The organism is Nitrospirota bacterium (genome assembly GCA_016219645.1).
Classification (GTDB): Bacteria; Nitrospirota; Nitrospiria; order Nitrospirales; family Nitrospiraceae; genus Palsa-1315.
Map to the genome: position 1 here is coordinate 235,661 of JACRLR010000016.1, position 18,819 is coordinate 254,479.

Sequence of the window (18,819 nt, forward strand, 5' to 3'; positions counted from 1 at the left end):
CCGGTTCCATCGTGAGGCCCCTGTCGCAATTGCAGTGAGACTCGGTATATAACTCCGTGGGCTCTGTCAGGCACGAACAGGAGACGGTTCTCTCAGTCATGGGGAGAGCAGTTGTTGCTGCTCTCCCCTGTCTCGAACGAGAAATAGAATGGATGAGCACAGAGTGAGGCTGCGCCCTCCTGATTCCATATGGAAGACTTTCCTGTGGGCTTTCCTCCCGACGTGCGTGCTTGTCCTCCACACTCCTGATCCCACGTATGCCCAGATAGCGACGAACATCACGCCCACCACGACCGGTTCACTTGATCTCGGCACCGATGTGAACCAGGTCGGAACCGTCACGGAAATCACGGGCGGGACCAGGCCGGGAAACGGCACCAATCTGTTTCATAGCTTCGACTTCTTCACGCTCGGTTCGGGCGACACGGCGCATTTCATCAATGACATGCAACGCCCGACCACCAACATCTTTGGTCGTGTCGTTGGGGGAGAGGTCTCGACAATCGATGGAACGGTACAGACGAACTTTTTATCCGACCCAGGGAATCCCATGAATTTCGGCACAGCCAATCTGTGGCTCGTCAATCCGTCCGGCGTATTGCTGGGGCCCAATGCTCATATCGACGTGGGAGGGTCGGTGAGTTTCAGCACAGCCGACTATCTGCGATTCGAGAACCAACCAGCACTCTTTGACATGTTTGCAACTCCGGCATCGTTAGACCTGCTCGATGTCGCGCCGGTAACAGCCTTTGGGTTTTTGGGTTCTGAACTGCCTGCTCCTATTACGGTCCAAGGCAGCATGCTCCAAGTTCCGGAAGGACAAGAATTGTCCTTGGTAGGGGGAGACATTATCATACAGGCCGGCACGCTCCTGGACGGTACGCCTCAAGCCGCCAGCCTTCGTGCGCCGGGCGGCCAAATAAATCTGCTGTCCGTTGCTTCGCCTGGCGAGGTTCTTGTACCCACCTTCCAAACTGATTCATTTACTTCGATGGGGGCTGTGACGATTCAAGAAGGCGCGCTACTGGACGTAGGCGGTCAGTTTGACGACTTTGGAAATCCTGCCGGCAATGGGAATAGCGGGACGGTTTTTGTGCGCGGGGGGCAGTTGGTGATGGATGCCTCAGCGATTGTGGCCAATACGGCTGGTGCTGCGGATGGCGCAAATACGGCTGTCGACATTCAAGTTTCGCGGGATGTCGCGTTCTCCAACGGCGCGGCCATCATTGTGGGAACTTCTGGATCCGGACGGGGGGGCGACGTAGTGATCGAGGCGAAGAACGTCCAACTGTCTGATTTTTCATTGATTGCCACGGGCACGTCCGGGCCAGGATCGGGAGGAGATCTCTTCCTGAATGTTGGAACGTTAAGCCTCCTTGGTGGATCGCTGATTTTGAGCAATACAACTGGAATCGATCTGGATTTTGATGGAGTGGTGGATGTCATTGGAGGAACGGGCGGGAATGTCACGGTTCAGGGTCTACTGGGAATGGGAGGAGTGGCAGACTCAGTGGTGCTTTCAGGTGGGAGTGGAATAACCAGCGAAGCGCTGCCTCTTAGCGAGGACGGTGGGCGAATCTCTATTACGGCCACATCCTTGGACCTGGATGAGGCTTCGAGCATCAGATCGTCCACCACTGTGACTGAAACTGATCTGGATAGTGATGGGGTTGTGGATGTCACAGGTCGTGGCGGAGATATCGTGGTGGCGGTCCAGCGGCTCAGTATACTCGGTGGGGCCTCCATTACGAGTAGCACCGGTAGTTCTGTTGATGGCGCTGCAGCCGGCGGGACTGTGACGGTGCAGGGACTGGAGGGATCGGGAAGCAGGGCCAGTTCTGTGGTTCTCTCTGGCCAAACCACCGGTATTGTTTCAGACTCGGCCCTTGGCTTGCCCGGTGATCTGATCGTCAATGCCGGGACATTGACGATCACGAATGGGGCTGTGATTGCTGCAGGGACTATCTTTTCAACAGGGCCGGCGGGGAACGTGACGGTCACAGCCGACTCGGTCGTGCTCTCTTCTACCGGGCAGATCCTCAGTCAGTCATTCGCTCAAGATGCAGGCGATGTGACGATCTCGGCGAATAGGCTGGCTCTCGACAGTGGTTCGATTGTGACGAGCACTCTCAGCGGAATTTTCGGTCGCGGAGGGGATGTGGTGCTGAACGGCGGGGCCGTGAGTCTGACGAACGGCGCCAGCGTCAACAGTCAAAGCGAAACCTTCAGCAACGGTCGGGCCGGTGACATTACAATGAACGTCGACAGCCTGACACTGGATAACCATGCAGAGATCACCAGCAGTAGTAAGGGGATCGCGGCAGATGCCGGTGATGCAGGAAACATCGCCATTCACAGCAGATCGACCGTATTGTTGAACAACAGTTCGATCACAACCGAGGCGAGCGAAGCCAGCGGAGGCCGGATTACGGTCAACGCTCCGGAGATGATCCGGCTGACGAACAGCCAAATCAGCACTTCTGTGGCAGGGAGTGAAGAGGACACTTCCGGCGGCGATATCTCGATTGATCCCCAATTCGTGATTCTGCAAAACAGCCAGATTCTGGCTCAGGCCTTTGCCGGAACTGGTGGCAACATCAACATCATCTCGAATGTGTTTCTGGCGGACCCGAGCAGCCTGGTCGACGCCTCCTCACAACTCGGCATCAGCGGGGTCGTCAATATCCAGTCGCCGCTGCAGAATGTCGGTGGAGAGCTGACGGCGTTGACCCAGGAATTCTCCAGCGCGGCCGCTCTGCTGGCCCAACAGTGCGCGGCGCGGGCCGCAGACGGCAAGTTCAGCACCTTTGTGGTCGCAGCTCGTGAAGGCTTGCCGATGGAGCCAGGTGGATTCTTAGCCAGTCCATCGTTGACGGCCGAGTTGCTTGGATCTCGCCTCTCTGGACTGGACCCACAGACTCAGCTCTCGCCTGTCACGGGCCTGTTCCCGAAATACGACCCCAGGCCTATCCAACTGGCAAAGCTTGGGGACTCATGTCACTGGTGACAGGCGCAGTTTGTCTGGTTTCTTTGGTTCATTTGGTTTGTTTGGTGCTTGGCCTAGGGAAACCAAACAACTAAACAAACAAAACAAACCAAAGAAACCAAACAAACAAGTCCGATGGGATTCTCGATGAGCCTTCGCGCGGGGCTGGTTGTTGCCACATTGATGTTGCCAGCCGCCTGGGTTCTATCTGGCGTTGTGTCGGCCCAGATTGTCCCTCTTCCTCCCCCTCCTCCGATCATGCCTCTTCCCACTCCGTTGCCCAAGGAACTTCCGAAGCCCGAGCCGCCCCTGCCCGGTATCTTGCCACCCGCTCCCGTTCCAGAACGGCGCGGACCCATACCCACGGTGAAAGTCTACGTCCGGGAGATCAGGGTCCTCGGGAGCACGGTCTTCACCCCGCAAGAATTCGCCCAGGTTACTGATCCCTATCTCAATCGGGAGATCACGTCGGAAGACATTGAAGCGCTGCGTCTGGCCTTGACGTTGCTGTACGTGAAACGTGGTTACAGCACGTCCGGTACTCTGGTGCCGGATCAAGCGATCGTGGACGGACTGCTCAGGCTTCAGGTTATTGAGGGGACATTGAGCCGGATTAACGTAGAGGGCAATTACTGGTTTTCGTTCCGCTATTTCACCAGCCGGCTCCGGCGTGACGCCGGTCCGCCGGTGAACGTGCATGCGCTTCAGCAGCGGTTGCAGCTGTTTCAAACCGACCCCCGCATCGAGCGGATCAACGCAGAATTGAAACCGGGTGAGACTCGCGGGGAAAGTGTGCTGAACGTCCGGGTGGCTGAGCGCCGGCCGATTAAAGGCTGGCTTGAATACAACAACTTCGCGACACCGACGGTTGGTTCCAATCGTGTGTTGGGGACGATCGTGGATGAAAATCTGTTGGGGTTCGGGGACCGGGTCAGCGTCCAGTATGGGCAATCGTTTGGCACCGATGTGAATGCGCATGGCAGCGGGATCAATCCGAACTTGAACGTGAACTATGTCATCCCCTTCACCCCCTACGATACAACCTTCGCCGTAGACTACCGGCGGACCGATTTCACAGTTATTGACAGCAGTGTCAAGGCGCTGGACATCGAAGGCAAGTTCGAATTGATCGGGCTTACCTTTCGACAGCCCGTCTTCCGCACGCTGTCTCAGGAGTTTGCCTTGTCGTTGAGCGGCCAGTCGGAATCATTCAGGACGTCTCTACTTGGAAACCCGTTTGAATTCCAGAGTGGATCCACCAACGGATTGTCCCAGGTATCGGCGCTGCGCTTCGCGCAGGAGTACGTGCATCGCACGCAGGATCAGGTTATCTCGGCTCTGTCCCGGATGAGCTTCGGCCTCCCCGTACTGGGGGCGACTGTCAACAGCGGGCCTGACCAGGCCACCGGAGAATTTTTTTCCTGGTTGGGCCAGACGCAGTTGGTCAGGCGGTTGAACCCGACACGCGTCACATTGCTGGCGCGGGCCGATCTGCAGCTGTCGAACAAGCACCTCTTCCTGATGGAGCAGATGGCGGTCGGCGGGCGGTACAGCGTGAGAGGTTATCGGGAGTTCTCGCAGCTGGGGGACAATGCCTTTCTGGGATCCCTTGAGGCTCGGATTCCAGTGTATACATCGGCGATCGGAGAAGAACTTCTGTATCTCGTACCATTTTTCGATTACGGCCGGGCGTGGAACAGCGATGTCGTCAATCTTGAAGCCACCCCTTCTCCTGAGTGGTTGGCGAGCGTGGGAGTGGGGACGATATGGAATTTCTGGCGGGGGAGCCGATTTGAGTTGTACTGGGGGCAACGCCTGAATCCTCCTACCGAGGCTAAGCACACCAACCTGCAGGATTATGGTGTGCATATGCAGTTGGTGGTCCAGGCATTCTAATTGGTTTGTTTGGTCTATTTGGTTTATCTGGTTTGTTTGGTTTCTTTCGTTCCTCGAACCAAATCAACTAAACAAACCAAACAAACTAAATGAACGAGATAGACCAAAGGAGCCCGTCATGACACGCACTATTCTCGTGATGCTCTCTCTCTGTCTCTTAGTGGGATTTGGAGCTGGTGTCGAAGCGAAGGCGGCGCCTTCGGTCGATCAGCTGATGAAGGACGGGAGCCAGGCGTATCAGCATGGCGACTTTGAGCAGGCGGTTGAGCGCTGGACGAGTGCGGCGGCGGCCTACGAGCAGTCTGCCGCACGCCCGGAGCAGATCGACGCATTGATTCGTCTGTCCGAGGCCTATCAGTCGCTTGGCCGTTATCAGACTGCGGCGATTCGGCTTGATCAAGCCAAGGCCCTTGCAGCGGGCATTGAGAATTCTCTCTTATCGATACGGATTCTTTGGAGGACCGGCAACCTGTATCAAGCCGGCGGTCAGTATGCGGAGGCTGAGCAGTCGCTGCGCGAATCCCTCCGGTTGGCCAGGACGCTTCCCCAGGCTGCATTGACTGCCGCCATCCTGAACGATCTAGGGAATCTTGCCGCTTCGCAGGGAAAATTTGACGACGCGCTGGCTGCCTATACCGAAAGTTTCCAAACGGCTCAAGCGGTTCCGGTAAAGCTTCTGGCAGCCGCGAGCCAGGTCAATGCCGCCCGCGTGTTGTTGTCCGCCAAACAGTATCGCGACAGCAAACAGCGGCTCGACCAGGCCGCCGGCATCTTACGCGGGCTTGAGCCCTCGCACGAACAGATCAGCGCATTCATCACGGTCGGATTGACCTATGCCAAGCTGCGCGCCTTCCTCGTTGAGCTGAACAGAGACCTCACGCTTGCAGCGTTTCAGGCGCTTCATGACGCGGCCAGGACTGCTGATCGACTTGGCGACCTTCGTGGATCCTCCTTTGCGTGGGGCCATCTGGGGAAGCTCTACGAGAACGAGCGTCGGTATACGGAAGCCCTTGGTGTGACGCAACAGGCGATTTTGATGGGTCAGCAAGCGTCCGCGCCAGAAGCGCTCTACCGGTGGCATTGGCAGGCAGGCCGACTCTTGAAGGGTCTCGGACGGTCTAAGGAGGCGATCGACTCGTACCGAAGGGCAATCGTTGCAGTTCAGTCCATCCGTCCGGAAGTCTCTGCAATGACCGCCGAGGAACAGGCGGGCGCTTCCTTCCGTGAGGCGGTTGGAGCCGTGTACTTCGAACTGGCCGATCTCCTGCTTCAAGGTACTGATCGGGATGCAGATCCACAGCATCGTGAGGCCATACTACGCGAAGCCCGTGACACGGTTGAACTGTTCAAGGTTGCGGAGTTGCAAGATTATTTTCAGGATGATTGCGTACAGGCCGCGAAGTCCCAGGCCAGGGGGCTGGAGCAGGTTTCTAAGACCGCGGCCGTAATCTACCCCATCATGTTGCAGGACCGTTTGGAGATTCTGGTGAGTCTGCCTTCGGGCATGGTGAGAAAGACCGTCCCAGTCGGCGCTGAGACCCTGACGGAGGAAATCCGCGCATTTCGAACCTTCCTGGAGAAACGTAGTACTCGCCAATATCTTGCCCATGCGAAGACCTTGTATGGGTGGTTGATCCAGCCGATCGAGCCTCTGTGGGCAGGTGTCGGGATCGACACGCTGGTCATTGTGCCGGACGGTGCGCTTCGGACTATCCCGTTGGCTGCGCTGCATGACGGCAAGGAATTTCTCATCAAGAAATATGCGGTGGCGACCACCCCCGGCGTCACGCTCACGGATCCTCGTCCGCTGGACCGCAAAAGTATCAAACTGCTCTCCGTGGGCATCACCGAGGCCGTGCAGGATTTTCCAGCACTGCCCCATGTCTCGCGTGAGTTGGAGACCATCCACCAGCTGTATGGCGGCACCAGCCTTCTGAACAAACAATTCATGATGTCTCGAGTGCAAGAAGAATTGAAAGCGCATCCCTACTCAGTCATGCACATCGCGTCGCACGGGCAGTTCCAGAGCGACAGCAACGAGACGTTTCTGCTGGCTTATGACGGGAAAATGACGATGGACCGGCTGGAAGAGTACGTCGGCATGCTTCGTTTTCGTGAAGAACCCTTGGCCCTGATCACCCTGAGCGCCTGCGAGACCGCTGCGGGGGACGATCGAGCCGCATTGGGTCTGGCCGGTGTGGCGATCAAGGCGGGGGCCAGGAGCGCCTTGGCGTCGCTGTGGTTCCTTGATGATCAGGCTTCTTCCCAGCTGGTCACCGAGTTTTATCGACAACTGCATGACGATTCTGTCGCTTCTACGGCGATAGCTCTCCAGCGTGCACAAATCAAATTTCTCGAAAGCTCGGATTACAATCATCCCGCCTATTGGGCGGCGTTCTTGTTGCTCAATAATTGGCTGTAACAGGATGCTGAAAAAGTCCGCCAGCGGCGTTCTCGCCGCGCTTAGAGGCTCAACGTACCGAAGCGTACGCCTCGCCTCTTCGCTTGCTGCGGCCTTGCTGGACAGTCTTTTTGAGCATCCTGCACAGTGTGCTTCTGTTGTTCCGACGTACTGGTCAGTGAACGTTCGGCGTACCCACCGAGTTTTTCCGCAGCCTGCTAGGATGGGAAGGGAGTGGCCAGGCTGCCCTTCACTGCGCGCATCGAACGAGCACTGCTTTATCGTGCGCGTTCTGCGAGCAAGAAGGGCACCTGGCCGCTCCCTCTAAAAATGGTGTAGGGAAGTAGAAGGCTTCTGAACGGATCTGTGAGCATCCGGGCCTTGCGGTTCGGTCATGCTCTGGTTGTTTGTCAATACCCTGCTAGTCTATGCTTTGGCCGTGAGCACTCTTCTGAAGCTGGGCCAATCGCTTGCCGCTGTCAGCCTGCTTGCCGGAGTCGTGATCGGGCTCTCCGTTCTCGGCCTCCGCAGTACCTTACTTCTCGAACCCCTTGAACTCACAGTCTATGACTGGCTGATCCAATCCCGTCGAGGGGCCGAGGGGTCTGACCCCCGCATTGTGCTGATCGAGGTCACGGAGCAGGATATTCTGAAGCAAGGACGGTGGCCGATCACCGATGCGATTCTGGCGCAGGCGCTGGAACGGCTTGTACAGTTCCAGCCCCGCGCGATCGGAATCGATATCTATCGTGATATTCCTGTGGATCCCGGTCACACAGACCTGAACAAAGTACTTGTCGAACATCCTCAGATCATTACTGTGACTAAGCTTGGTGGCGGCTCGGTGGCCGGTATTCCTCCTCCTCCGGTGCTGGCCGGGACCGAGCAGGTTTCGTTCAATGATCTCCTCATCGATCACGACGGAATTGTTCGCCGTGGTTTGCTATTTCAAGAAGTGGGAGAAGAAACAGCCTATGGCTTTGCCATTAGACTGGCGATGCTGTTTCTTGCTGAGGAGGGGATTGGCCCGCAGCCAGATCCGGATGATCCTGAGCAGCTTCGCCTGGGGCCGACGACACTGCGGCGGTTTGGGCCCGATGACGGTGGATATGTCGGCGCAGACGCCGGCGGGTATCAAATTCTGTTGGACTTTCACCGTGGCCAAAATCCGCCACCCTCGTTTTCACTGACCGCCCTCCTCAGCGACCAGGTCGATCCGGAGGCGATCAGGAACAAGATCGTCCTGTTCGGTGTCACGGCTGAGAGTGTTCCCGATCTGTTCCATACACCCTTCAGTTCCGGGAATGACACAGGCCGTATGATTCCAGGGGTCGTTGTGCATGCACACGTCATCAGTCAGTTGCTCGGAGCTGCGATGGACGGGCGGCGCCCGACTGCCACGCCCGGTGAAGCACAGGAGTGGCTGTGGACGATTCTGTGGGCGCTGTGCGGAGCTGGCCTCGGTGTGTGGATACGTTCTCCATGGCGGCTTGCGCTGGGTGCGGTAGGCGGGCTGCTCATCCTGGGCATGATCGTGTTTGTGGCCTTTGCTCAGGGATGGTGGATCCCGCTCGTGCCACCAGCCCTGGCCTGGTTTCTCTCCGGGTCGGCCGTCACGGTGTCGGTGTTGAGCCGGGAGCGGAAGGAGCGCGCCCTTCTGATGCACCTCTTTTCCAAGCACGTGTCCGGAGAAGTGGCTGAAGCAGTCTGGCGACAGCGCGAGCAGTTTCTGCTGGATGGGCGCCCCCGGCCCCAACAACTCACCGCGACGGTCTTTTTCTCCGACTTTAAGGGCTATACGGCTGCGTCGGAAAAAATGACACCTGAGGCGCTGATGCACTGGGTCAATGCCTATCTGGATGTCATGGCGGGGCTGGTGATCAAACACGGGGGTGTCATCGATGATTACGCGGGCGATGCGATCAAAGCAAACTTCGGTGTGCCGCTCCCACGGAATTCGGAGGAGGAGATTGCTCAGGATGCGGTGAATGCCGTGACTTGTGCTCTCGCCATGGAACAGCAGATGCATCGGCTCAACATGAAACATTTACAGGAGGGCCTCGCGACGGTCGGGATGCGGATTGGAATTCATACAGGACTGGTCGTTGCCGGGAGTGTCGGGACTTCGGAACGACTCAAATACACGACGGTCGGTGATGCAGTGAATACGGCGGCGAGATTAGAAAGTATGGATCGGGATATCGTTCAAGAAACACCTGGTCGGCGTATATGCCGGATCTTGATCGACGAGGGCACGAAGCGTTACCTTGGTAATCGCTTCGTGCTCGATCCAATCGGGGAAGTCACGGTCAAAGGCAAAGAACAAACCCTTGTGGTCTACAGAGTCGTCGATCACGCAGGGGAGAAGTGTTGAGTTTTGAGTGCTGAGTTTTGAGTTAGGTCCGGACCTGAGTGCTGAGCGAGAACCCGAAACTCAACACTCAGAACTTCTTCGCCCAAGCGGTCCTTACCCGGTTTTTCCATCCTGCATCGTGAGGTCAAAGTTTCCGACCTCGGATAAGTCCACCTGATCCAGCAACTCGGCCCGGTGTTTTCGCAACGCCTGATCGGCCGGCGCTGATTCGATCAACTCCGAAATGGTCATCACTGCGTCATACCATAGCCCATCAGCCGCGAATCGATAAAAGCTATCGGTTGTCGGGCCGGCTGCGAGGGTCGCTTGATCGAGACCGGCGCGTTCGACTCGCTCGATGGCCCCCACCGCAATGACATCTTTGGACCGACGTTTCGGGTCTAGGACGAGGGAAATCGACCAGTTGTACCGCTCGCCGGGAATCAGTTTTACCCCATAGTCTGAGAGGCGCACTCGCTGTACCCCCGCGTGGGTGGGAATCGGCAATCGCTTCTCCAGGAGAGGGGTATCGCCTTTCTCAAGCGTCAGGGTCAATTCTACCGGGTTGGTCACGACGTCAGAAGCGAACCAATAGAGATCCGGTTGTTCACGTACTGTTAGGCCTGTATGGCCTGGCGCAAGAACAGACAGAATTGGGACAGACTTGTTTGTTCCTCGAGTCCCTCCTCCCACCCTCCGACCGGCTGAAGGGGCGCCGAGACCGCGGGGCGGCTGATAGAGGACAGGTTTCACAACCTGTCCAGCCTGCGCTTTCTGCTCTTTGACCTCCTTCGCTAGCGATGAGGCGGCGGTTGGATTTTCCTCTGCGGTCACGACAAGCGGTAGGCTGATAAGAAAACCGATTATGACACCCCATTTCGGGGCGGATATTCGTTCCATGGAGCACCTCCTGTTTTCCGATACCTTTGCTGGCCCCTAAGAAGTATGCAATGAGTAAACCAACGACGTTTGATAGTAAGAGGGTCGAAGAGGAAATTGAATCCCCTTGATTGAGGGGACCTCTATTTGCAGGGAGTGCAGTGTGTTCGGCCTTCCCATACAGAGGACTTGTCCTATGAAATGGGTGGATGATTATGATCCCCGGACGATTCGGAGATCTCATTCATTTCGCCCAGGATAGGCTGGAATAGGGATGAATGCAAGGGCCTTCTGCCATGGGAGCTGTTGTCCGACAGGGTGCTGAAAATGTCCGCCAGCTTACTGAAAGGTTAAGGCTGAAGGGGAGGATCGGCTTCAGCCTGTATCCGGTGTGTGTTTTCGAGGCGGGGAGATTGACGGGCCTTTTCGGCGTCGCGCATCAGGCGGGCAACGATTAACCGCATGATGTGGTAGCCGAGCTTGGGGTTCTGGAAGTATAACTGCGCCATGCCCTCTTTCGTGAGGCTGTATAATGTACAGTCGGTCGCGCAGTCGACCGTCAGCGTGCGCCTGTTGTCTGGTGCGAAGAGGCCGATCTCGCCGATCAGCGAGCCGGGGGCCAATTGTTCGTCGTGCTCGACCAGGCGCAGCGTGCCGGACTCGAGATAGACCATCTCGGTGGCCACATCGCCCTTCTTCCATAGCGTCTGCCCGGCCTTGGCCTGGCGGCGCGTCATGTGCGGCAGCAGCCATTCAGCGATCGGCGCGTCTGATTTTGCGGTCTCAATCGCGCGGACGAGCGTGCGTATCTCCCAGGCTTTCTTGCTGTTGATCAGGATCATGGCGCTGTACAGCACCAGTGTGGGTAGCGCTGCTTCCAGCCATCCATAGGCCACGAAAAAGCCGCTCGCTGCCAGCGCCACCAGGCGCAATGGCATCATGCTCTTCATCCAGTAGCTCGCCAGTGTGAGGGCGGCGCCGATGAAGCCGCAAACATAGCCTGCCGTCGTCATCTCTGACCTTCCTTGCGCTACTGCGCGCCCAGTTGCCGTGAAACGTACAATGAGGGTCAAGTCACGGAGCTGTAGCCTTGTATGGTACAAGGCTCGTGGCGAGATATCGAGTGCGAAATATTCGGCTGGTGGCCGGATGGTGTGGCTAAGGAAGGCCGATGGCTATCGCTCCCGAAGGGGCACGCGGGATGGTTCTTCAGATGTCGGGAAGATCATGCGGCCCACGAGGCCCGTGCGGGTTGTGGTTTTTGTCTTATGCATAATCCGCTTCAGATGTTCTTTGACGGTGTATTCGCTGAGATTCATTCGTCCGGCGATTTCTTTGTTGGTAAATCCGAGCTTGAGGTAAATGATGACCATTTGTTCGCGTTCGGTCAGGTGATAGAGCCGCTGGATGTCTGCGTCAGTGGATTCGAGTTTGTGCTGATTCAGCTTTTCCATGATGACGAGGCATCTGCTGTTTCGCGCAAGGGGTTCATCGGGAATACAGAGACCGCGAAGGAGGAACTGCTGACCGGGGGCAACACAGAGCCGTTCCAATTGGAAGGATTCGAGGTCCTTGGGATGATCACAGTGCATGAGGCGAGCGACGAGGGCGCGGACAACGGTGAGGATATCTTCGGGAATAGGACAGGCGCCGTTTTCTCCGGTTGAGAGGGGCTGCAGTTGCCGGATAAATGCCTGGGCTTCGCTGTTTACAAACAAGAGATGACCCGTGCTATTGAAGAGGATGACGCCGGTACCGACTTGTTCCTGGAGGCGCGGTGACTGCTTGTGTCCGTTGAGCGATCGGGCAGTGTCTTCCGCTGTGAGAATTGACATATCCCCTCCAAATCTGCCGGGATTAACCGTCACAAAGAGTACGCGGTTCATGCATGCGGTTATTGCGCGGACTCATTTATCTATCTTGCGTCAAAGCTATGCGGTTCAACTCCTTCTGTTGCGTTTCTGGTCTCTACGTAAGCAAGCTGCAGGCCAGAGGGTTGTCGTCCTGACGAAGGGATCGGCACAAAGATCTAAATCACCGGACTGGAACGACGATGTGCAGGTATGCCTTACCTCTTTCCCGTACAGCGAGCAGCCCAACCAGGCATTCTGTCTGAATGTAAAACGATCCATGCTGAATCTGATTTGATTCTCAGGACATGGACCTTTTCCTGATAGTGGCTCCATGCGCCTACCTTCTCGAACCAAAATAAAAAACGCCCTCTCGCCCGTTGGGCTGGAGGACGTCATTGTCTAGCCGCAAATTTCTCGCGGCCCGCGGGAAACGCCGTTGTTCCCCTGTCCGATACATTCTAGGTAGGGGTTGGACGCTAGCATGTCATAGGAAAGTCTGTCAACGCCCGTCAGAGAGTCTCGTTTGTTTAGAACCTATCTCAAAATCGATATTCAATCGCCACGCAGTGCCGGAGTAGGTGGTACTGGACGATCAAGCAGCGCGCAGTTTGCCGATTTCCTGTGATTTTCTGGGGTCTACCTCTCGGTGTCTGACGTTTCATATCGCTTTGTCTTGTTAATTGATTGGCTTCGTTCGAAGAACCAAAGAAACCAAACAAACCATATAAACTAAATGGACCAGATAAGCCCCTCTAGGGAGACTCACAGGGCCACACGGAAGACTTCTTCAAGGGTTGTTTCACCCATGAAAGCCTTTGCCAGCCCATCTTGAAACATCGTCTTCATCCCCTTCATGATCGCGGTCGAGCGGATAAACGACGCCGGTTTCCGCTGCATAATCAAGTCTCGAATATCCTCATCGACTTCGAAGATCTCAAACAGGCCGAGCCGACCGGTGAAACCGCTGCCCTGGCATTGCGTGCAGCCTTTCCCGTTGTAGAGTCTGACTCCTGCCAGCCCAGTCTGCGATTTGCGCAAGATGCCGTCTCGCTTGAGCACATCGATCGTTTCTGAGAAATCCGGGCGCGATTGGATGGATTCGAGAATCCGGCTGCTGGGCGTCACGCTCTCGCGGCAATTCTTGCAAATTCTACGGGTGAGCCGCTGGGCTACCACGAGGGTCAGGGACGATGACAGCAGATACGGCTCCACTCCGATGTCGAGCAAGCGAGGAATGCTTCCGGTGGAGTCGTTGGTATGCAGCGTGGAGAGGAGAAGCCGTCCAACCAGGGCAGCCTGGACAGCGATCTCGGCTGTTTCTTTATCGCGGATCTCTCCGACCATGATGACGTCGGGATCTTGGCGGAGCAGAGCCCTCAGCCCCGTGGAAAACTGGACACCTGTTTGATGATTCACCTGGGTTTGGTTGACTCTTGGGATCGAGTATTCGACTGGTTCTTCAATGGTCGAGATGTTGACAATATTTTGGCGTTCCGTTCCGATCCGCATCAGCATGGCGTAGAGCGTCGTCGATTTGCCCGATCCGGTCGGGCCGGTGATCAGCACCATCCCGAAGGGTTTCATGATATTTCTGAGAATAATCTGGTAATCGGCGGGCACCAGTCCGAGGTCCTCCAAATCGATGATGACGTTGTCCTTTGAAAGAATCCGGAGGACGACTTTTTCTCCCCACTGTGTGGGAACTGACGCGACACGGAGGTCCACCTTAAAGCCGTCGAGGTTGGCTTCGAAGCGGCCGTCCTGCGGGATACGTCGCTCGTCGATGCGCATGCCCGACAGAATTTTGATGCGCGAGACCAGAGGAAGCTGAAGCGCCGACGTGAGGCTGAAGACCTCGCGCATCACGCCGTCCACGCGGTAACGGATGACCGTTTCGAGCTCGAATGGCTCGATGTGGATATCAGACGCTCGTGTGACGGCAGCGTATAGCAGCAGCCGTTGAACTGCATCCACGATGGTCGACTCGTTTGCATCATGCTGCTTTGCCGACGTGAGATCAGTCGTCTTCTCCGTCGTCGAACGGTCGAGAATCTCCCGCAACTCTTTCTTGTACAACAGTTGCGCCCGCCTGATCGATGCCTCTGTCGCGAGAAACGGACTGACGCGCAGCCCCGTGATGCGCTCGATCTCACTCACAACGTTCCGCTCGCGAGGATCGGCCATGGCGACATGCAGCTGGTCGCCCTCGCGGTTGAATGGAATGAGGAGATGTTTGCGCGCGAAGGATTCTTGGAGGGTGCTGATGATGTCTCCCTTCACGTGGCCGATCGTCAGGTTGACAAATCCGACGTTCCAACTGCGGGCCAATTGCTCTAACAAGAAGGCTTGTGGAATGCGGCCCTGCTCGACAAGCGTATGGATCAGGGGAGATCTGAGCCGTTGGGCGAGGGTGCTTGCCCTGTCGAAGTCGGCTCGGTCGATGACTCCAAGCTGTTCCACCAAGAGCTTTTGAAGTTCTTCGTCGCGGACCTTCAACTCTGGCATGTGCCTTGTCCTTTGGTAAGGGTCTGTTCGACTTGGTTGACAAGCTCGCTGAGCGAGAAGGCGGATTTGTTGAAGTAGGCGATTGCTCCGAGGTCCAGCGCCTCCTGTTTATCTTGGTCCTGAGCCAGACTGCTTAAGACGATCACCGGGATGTGTGCTGTGAGGTCGTCCTGTTTGAGAACCTGGAGGACGTCGAATCCCTGGAGCTTGGGCATGATCAGATCGAGGACAATAAGATCCGGTTGCTCAGAACGGATGAGTTGGAGGGCTTCTTCCCCATCAGACGCGGTGGTCACTGAGTAGCCCTGCCGGCGCAGGGTCGTTTCTGCGGCTTTGCGGAACATCCGGTCGTCATCCGCGACCACAACCTTCATCATCTGGGCAGTCCTTCCCGATGCCTGGGCGTCCATTCGTCCGTCACCAGTGGTCAGTTCTTTCCTTGCCAGTCCGTTGCCTTGAGGTGATGCATGACGCGAGCGAATTCCGCCAGCAACGTTGGAAGGAGCTCCGGGCCCTTCGACAAGTTCCCGGCCTTGCCCAGGTCTTCCATCTCGGCCGCAAGTCTCTGGGCCGATCTGGTGGCGAAACATGCGACCATGCCTTTCAAACTATGCGCGCTCTGCCTGACGCCGATCGCATTGCCTTCGCTCGCCGCCTGCTCGAGCTCCTGGAGTCTGCGGGGACAGTCCTCGAGAAATATTCCGATGAGTTCAGCCAGGAGCGCCTGGTCTCCATCGACCCAGCCAAGCGCCGCTGGAAAGTCCACGGGAGCCCCGATCCCTGTCGGTTCTTCCTGAGCGAGGTTCATCGTGAGATCCAATCCTTCATAGAAGTGACAGAGTCCAGTCGCGAGTCCTGTCGAACCCAACGAAACAAGGCAGGGCCTCGCCATTCTCTGTCGGCAATATCTTGAATTACTTTAGGGGATTCGGCCGGATAGACCAAAGGACCAGACAGACCAGATAGACCAGTGGAGTCTATTCAGTGCCGTTGGGGCTGCTCGTGCATGGTGCTGCAGAACAGTTCGGTCAAGCCGGGATCGAAGGCTGTGCCTGCTTGCTGTTCAATCTGTTGGAGCGCTTGCGTGATGGGGAGTGCTGTTTGCTCAGGCTGTTCGGCGGTCAGCTGGTCGAACACTTGGGCAATACTGACGATGCGGGCGAGCAAGGGTATGCGTTCTTCTTCTAGACCAAAGGGGTAGCCTGTTCCATCCCATCGCTCATGATGGAGTGCAATAATCTGCACGGCGTCGGCTGGTAATCCCATCGCTCGGCCCATCTTCGCACCGAGGCCGGGGCGATGGATCTGCTGGTCGGATTCCCTGTTCAGTATGTGGGGACCCGGGATGCTGATCAAGTCGAGGTCATGCACGAGGGCGCCGAGTGCGAGGGATTGCTGTTCGGCGATGGGAAGGTCGAGCCGATTGGCAACCAGCGTCGCATAAAAACTGACGCGGCTTCCATGATTGAGCAGGTAACGATCCTTGGCTTCCAGGAGGTCGGAGACGAGGGGAACCAACGGCGATGTCTCATCGCCCTGGGACGCAGGGAGTGGGTTGATGGCGCGGTAGTCTGAGACGAGAGTCTCCCAGGCCTTCGAACAGGACGGCTCCGGGCCCCAGAGCGCCGTCGAATTGACGAGGGTCGGGCGCAGTTGATCGAGCCGATGTTTCTTTTGTGCCGTCTGCAGAGAAATTGCCAGCAGTTCTGAGGCATTGAACGGTTTGAGGAGAAAGCCGGCTGCGCCGTGGCGGATGCAATCCATCGCGGATTGAAGGCTGCCGTAGGCCGTGACCATGATGACTTCGATTTCGGCATGCGCACGCTTGATCTCATGTAAAAGGTCCGATCCGGAACGGTCAGGCAATTTCAGATCCAGCGTCACGAGATCGACGCCATGGTCGTTGAGGACAGCCAGGGCTGCGTGTGCATTCTCCGCCGTGAGGATGTGGAAGTCCTGCTTGAGGATTTGGGTGAGAGCCGAGCGGGGAGCACTCTCATCGTCCACGATCAGGACCGTCGGTTTTCGGACGCTTATGTCTGGGGCGAGAGTCGAAGGCATAGGAGTACTTGTATCTCTATCTCCGCTACTGGTCAATGAAATCGCTTGAATAGGCCGAAGGCTGAAGGTCTGAAGTGTTCGGAACTTCGAATCTGACCCACGATCTCTAACCTTCGGCCTTCAGCCTCAAACTCGGGCTAGGTTTCTTTCTCTCAACTTGGGTATAATCGCCCCTGATCTCTCTATCACATGAGGAGCAACCATGGCTGAAAAAGACGAGAAGAAGCGCGCGCTGGATCTGGCCCTGTCCCAAATTGAGAAACAGTATGGGAAGGGGGCGATTATGAAGTTGGGGGGGGCCGATGCTCCCGGTGATATTCCGGCGATTTCAACCGGATCTCTTGGGCTCGACATTGCATTGGGGGTTGGCGGGCTTCCCCGCGGCCGGGTGATCGAGATATTCGGCCCTGAGTCTTCAGGCAAGACAACGTTGACGCTGCATGTCATTGCAGAGGCACAGAAGGCTGGAGGCACCGCCGCCTTTATCGATGCGGAACATGCGCTGGATTTGACCTATGCGAAGAAGCTGGGTGTGCAGGCGGACGATCTGTTGGTGTCACAGCCGGACACCGGCGAGCAGGCGCTGGAAATTGCCGAGACGCTCGTCCGGAGCGGAGCGATCGATGTCATCGTGGTGGACTCTGTCGCAGCACTCGTACCGAGAGCCGAAATCGAAGGCGAAATGGGCGATGCGCATATGGGGCTGCAAGCGAGGCTGATGTCGCAAGCCCTTCGCAAGTTGACGGCAGCCATTTCCAAGTCGCAGACGACGCTGATTTTCATCAATCAGATCAGGATGAAGATCGGCGTGATGTTCGGCAACCCGGAGACGACGACAGGCGGCAATGCGCTCAAGTTCTATTCGTCCGTGCGTCTGGATATCCGGCGCATCGAGTCGATCAAGGAGGGGCAGGATGTCACCGGTAGCCGCGTGCGCGTGAAGGTGGTCAAGAACAAGATGGCGCCGCCGTTCAAGCAGGCGGAGTTCGACATCATGTTTGCCCAGGGCATTTCAAAGTCCGGCGAGCTGGTCGATCTGGGGGTTGAAAAGAAAGTGGTGGAGAAGTCCGGAGCCTGGTACTCCTATCAGGGCGAACGGCTTGGGCAGGGACGCGATGCAGTCAGAGACTTTTTGTTGAGTAACCAGCCGTTGGCTCGTGAAATAGAAGGGAAGCTGCGTGACCTGGCCGGTTTGCCGGGGCGTACGCCGGACAAATCAATGGTGACGCCGGTGAAAGACGAAAAAAAGGCCGAGGATAAGCGCGAGGAGCGGCGCCCGCACAAGGTGGGAGTCTAGAACGCCAGGAAAAACTATGTTGGCACAGTCGTTCGTGAAGCGTGAAGCGTGAAGCGTTCAAATGAATCCGGAAACGAACGACGCTTCACGAGATACGCTTCACGCATCACGGGTGTCGAACAGGATCAGTGGCTGCAACTCGCGGTGCGCGCTCTGGCCCGCAGGGACCGCACGACGGACCAGATCGCAAAGCTGCTCGCGGCGAAAGGGGCCTCTCCTGCTCAGGTTCGCACCGTAGTGCGGCGGTTGACTTCGTTGAAATACCTCGACGATGCCGCCTTCGCGTCTCGGTGGGCCGACCAGCGACTCGCGCGTATGCCGATGGGTCGTGCGCGCCTGCAAGAGGAACTGCTCACCACCGGTTGCTCTGAATCCATCGTGCAGGCGACATTAGGGGCTAGCTACCGCAAGGTGAGTGAACGGGACCTGGCCATGCAGGTGGTTGCGACGGCCGGGAAGCTCACCTCGCCCCGGATGCTGGGCCGGGTTGCGAGACTCTTGAGCCAACGTGGCTTCGGCGAAGATACCATACAGTCGGTACTAGGAATGTTGAATGATCAATGAGGAATGTTGAATTGTCTGAATCGA

At 56.9% G+C, this 18,819-nt stretch carries 13 protein-coding genes; 6 read left to right on the forward strand and 7 right to left on the reverse strand.

The annotated features are described in order from the left end of the window. Window positions 1-148: 148 nt before the first annotated feature. The 4 genes from HZB34_05460 to HZB34_05475 all read left to right on the forward strand — a co-directional run bounded on the left by HZB34_05460 (window position 149) and on the right by HZB34_05475 (window position 9,657). Entirely contained in the window at window positions 149-3,007 is a 2,859-nt protein-coding gene (locus tag HZB34_05460; protein MBI5315399.1) for a filamentous hemagglutinin N-terminal domain-containing protein, read from the forward strand. Between the two features lie 126 nt (window positions 3,008-3,133). Beyond that, a complete protein-coding gene (locus tag HZB34_05465; GenBank protein MBI5315400.1) occupies window positions 3,134-4,882 on the forward strand; it encodes a ShlB/FhaC/HecB family hemolysin secretion/activation protein in 1,749 nt (582 codons plus the stop codon). A gap of 118 nt (window positions 4,883-5,000) precedes the next feature. Further along, window positions 5,001-7,304 carry a CHAT domain-containing protein gene (locus HZB34_05470; GenBank protein MBI5315401.1) on the forward strand — a complete coding sequence of 768 codons (2,304 nt, stop codon included), beginning with the start codon at window positions 5,001-5,003 and terminating at the stop codon, window positions 7,302-7,304. A gap of 373 nt (window positions 7,305-7,677) precedes the next feature. Further along, the gene (locus HZB34_05475) at window positions 7,678-9,657 is read left to right on the forward strand and encodes an adenylate/guanylate cyclase domain-containing protein (protein MBI5315402.1); all 1,980 of its coding nucleotides are present in this window, start codon (window positions 7,678-7,680) and stop codon (window positions 9,655-9,657) included. Window positions 9,658-9,750: 93 nt separating this feature from the next. On the opposite strand, the gene HZB34_05480 is transcribed toward HZB34_05475, so the two are convergent. The 7 genes from HZB34_05480 to HZB34_05510 all read right to left on the reverse strand — a co-directional run bounded on the left by HZB34_05480 (window position 9,751) and on the right by HZB34_05510 (window position 16,934). Beyond that, window positions 9,751-10,536 carry a DUF928 domain-containing protein gene (locus tag HZB34_05480; protein MBI5315403.1) on the reverse strand — a complete coding sequence of 262 codons (786 nt, stop codon included), beginning with the start codon at window positions 10,534-10,536 and terminating at the stop codon, window positions 9,751-9,753. A 329-nt stretch (window positions 10,537-10,865) separates the two neighbouring features. Next, window positions 10,866-11,528: a cyclic nucleotide-binding domain-containing protein gene (locus tag HZB34_05485; GenBank protein ID MBI5315404.1), complete on the reverse strand. Its 663-nt coding sequence runs from the start codon at window positions 11,526-11,528 to the stop codon at window positions 10,866-10,868. Window positions 11,529-11,690: 162 nt separating this feature from the next. Then, a complete protein-coding gene (locus tag HZB34_05490) occupies window positions 11,691-12,350 on the reverse strand; it encodes a response regulator transcription factor (GenBank protein ID MBI5315405.1) in 660 nt (219 codons plus the stop codon). Between the two features lie 780 nt (window positions 12,351-13,130). Next, a complete protein-coding gene (gene tadA / locus HZB34_05495; GenBank protein ID MBI5315406.1) occupies window positions 13,131-14,873 on the reverse strand; it encodes a Flp pilus assembly complex ATPase component TadA in 1,743 nt (580 codons plus the stop codon). Next, window positions 14,861-15,250, reverse strand: a complete 390-nt coding sequence (locus tag HZB34_05500; protein MBI5315407.1) for a response regulator — start codon at window positions 15,248-15,250, stop codon at window positions 14,861-14,863. The genes tadA and HZB34_05500 overlap by 13 nt, the downstream gene beginning before the upstream one ends. Window positions 15,251-15,300: 50 nt before the next feature. Next, a complete protein-coding gene (locus HZB34_05505; GenBank protein ID MBI5315408.1) occupies window positions 15,301-15,681 on the reverse strand; it encodes an Hpt domain-containing protein in 381 nt (126 codons plus the stop codon). Window positions 15,682-15,854: 173 nt separating this feature from the next. Continuing rightward, window positions 15,855-16,934: a response regulator gene (locus tag HZB34_05510; GenBank protein MBI5315409.1), complete on the reverse strand. Its 1,080-nt coding sequence runs from the start codon at window positions 16,932-16,934 to the stop codon at window positions 15,855-15,857. A gap of 202 nt (window positions 16,935-17,136) precedes the next feature. Here HZB34_05510 and recA point away from each other — a divergent pair, with 202 nt between their 5' ends. Both recA and HZB34_05520 read left to right on the forward strand, forming a co-directional pair. Beyond that, window positions 17,137-18,231, forward strand: coding sequence for a recombinase RecA (gene recA / locus HZB34_05515; protein MBI5315410.1), 1,095 nt, complete (start codon window positions 17,137-17,139; stop codon window positions 18,229-18,231). A 48-nt stretch (window positions 18,232-18,279) separates the two neighbouring features. Beyond that, the gene (locus HZB34_05520) at window positions 18,280-18,795 is read left to right on the forward strand and encodes a regulatory protein RecX (protein MBI5315411.1); all 516 of its coding nucleotides are present in this window, start codon (window positions 18,280-18,282) and stop codon (window positions 18,793-18,795) included. Window positions 18,796-18,819: the final 24 nt, after the last annotated feature.

Excerpts from the sequence above, each read along its gene's own strand:
- HZB34_05460 (MBI5315399.1), top strand. The coding sequence starts at position 149 with ATGGATGAGCACAGAGTGAGGCTGCGCCCTCCTGATTCCATATGGAAG.
- HZB34_05465 (MBI5315400.1), top strand. The coding sequence starts at position 3,134 with ATGAGCCTTCGCGCGGGGCTGGTTGTTGCCACATTGATGTTGCCAGCC.
- HZB34_05470 (MBI5315401.1), top strand. The coding sequence starts at position 5,001 with ATGACACGCACTATTCTCGTGATGCTCTCTCTCTGTCTCTTAGTGGGA.
- HZB34_05475 (MBI5315402.1), top strand. The coding sequence starts at position 7,678 with ATGCTCTGGTTGTTTGTCAATACCCTGCTAGTCTATGCTTTGGCCGTG.
- HZB34_05480 (MBI5315403.1), bottom strand. The coding sequence starts at position 10,536 with ATGGAACGAATATCCGCCCCGAAATGGGGTGTCATAATCGGTTTTCTT.
- HZB34_05485 (MBI5315404.1), bottom strand. The coding sequence starts at position 11,528 with ATGACGACGGCAGGCTATGTTTGCGGCTTCATCGGCGCCGCCCTCACA.
- HZB34_05490 (MBI5315405.1), bottom strand. The coding sequence starts at position 12,350 with ATGTCAATTCTCACAGCGGAAGACACTGCCCGATCGCTCAACGGACAC.
- tadA (MBI5315406.1), bottom strand. The coding sequence starts at position 14,873 with ATGCCAGAGTTGAAGGTCCGCGACGAAGAACTTCAAAAGCTCTTGGTG.
- HZB34_05500 (MBI5315407.1), bottom strand. The coding sequence starts at position 15,250 with ATGATGAAGGTTGTGGTCGCGGATGACGACCGGATGTTCCGCAAAGCC.
- HZB34_05505 (MBI5315408.1), bottom strand. The coding sequence starts at position 15,681 with ATGAACCTCGCTCAGGAAGAACCGACAGGGATCGGGGCTCCCGTGGAC.
- HZB34_05510 (MBI5315409.1), bottom strand. The coding sequence starts at position 16,934 with ATGCCTTCGACTCTCGCCCCAGACATAAGCGTCCGAAAACCGACGGTC.
- recA (MBI5315410.1), top strand. The coding sequence starts at position 17,137 with ATGGCTGAAAAAGACGAGAAGAAGCGCGCGCTGGATCTGGCCCTGTCC.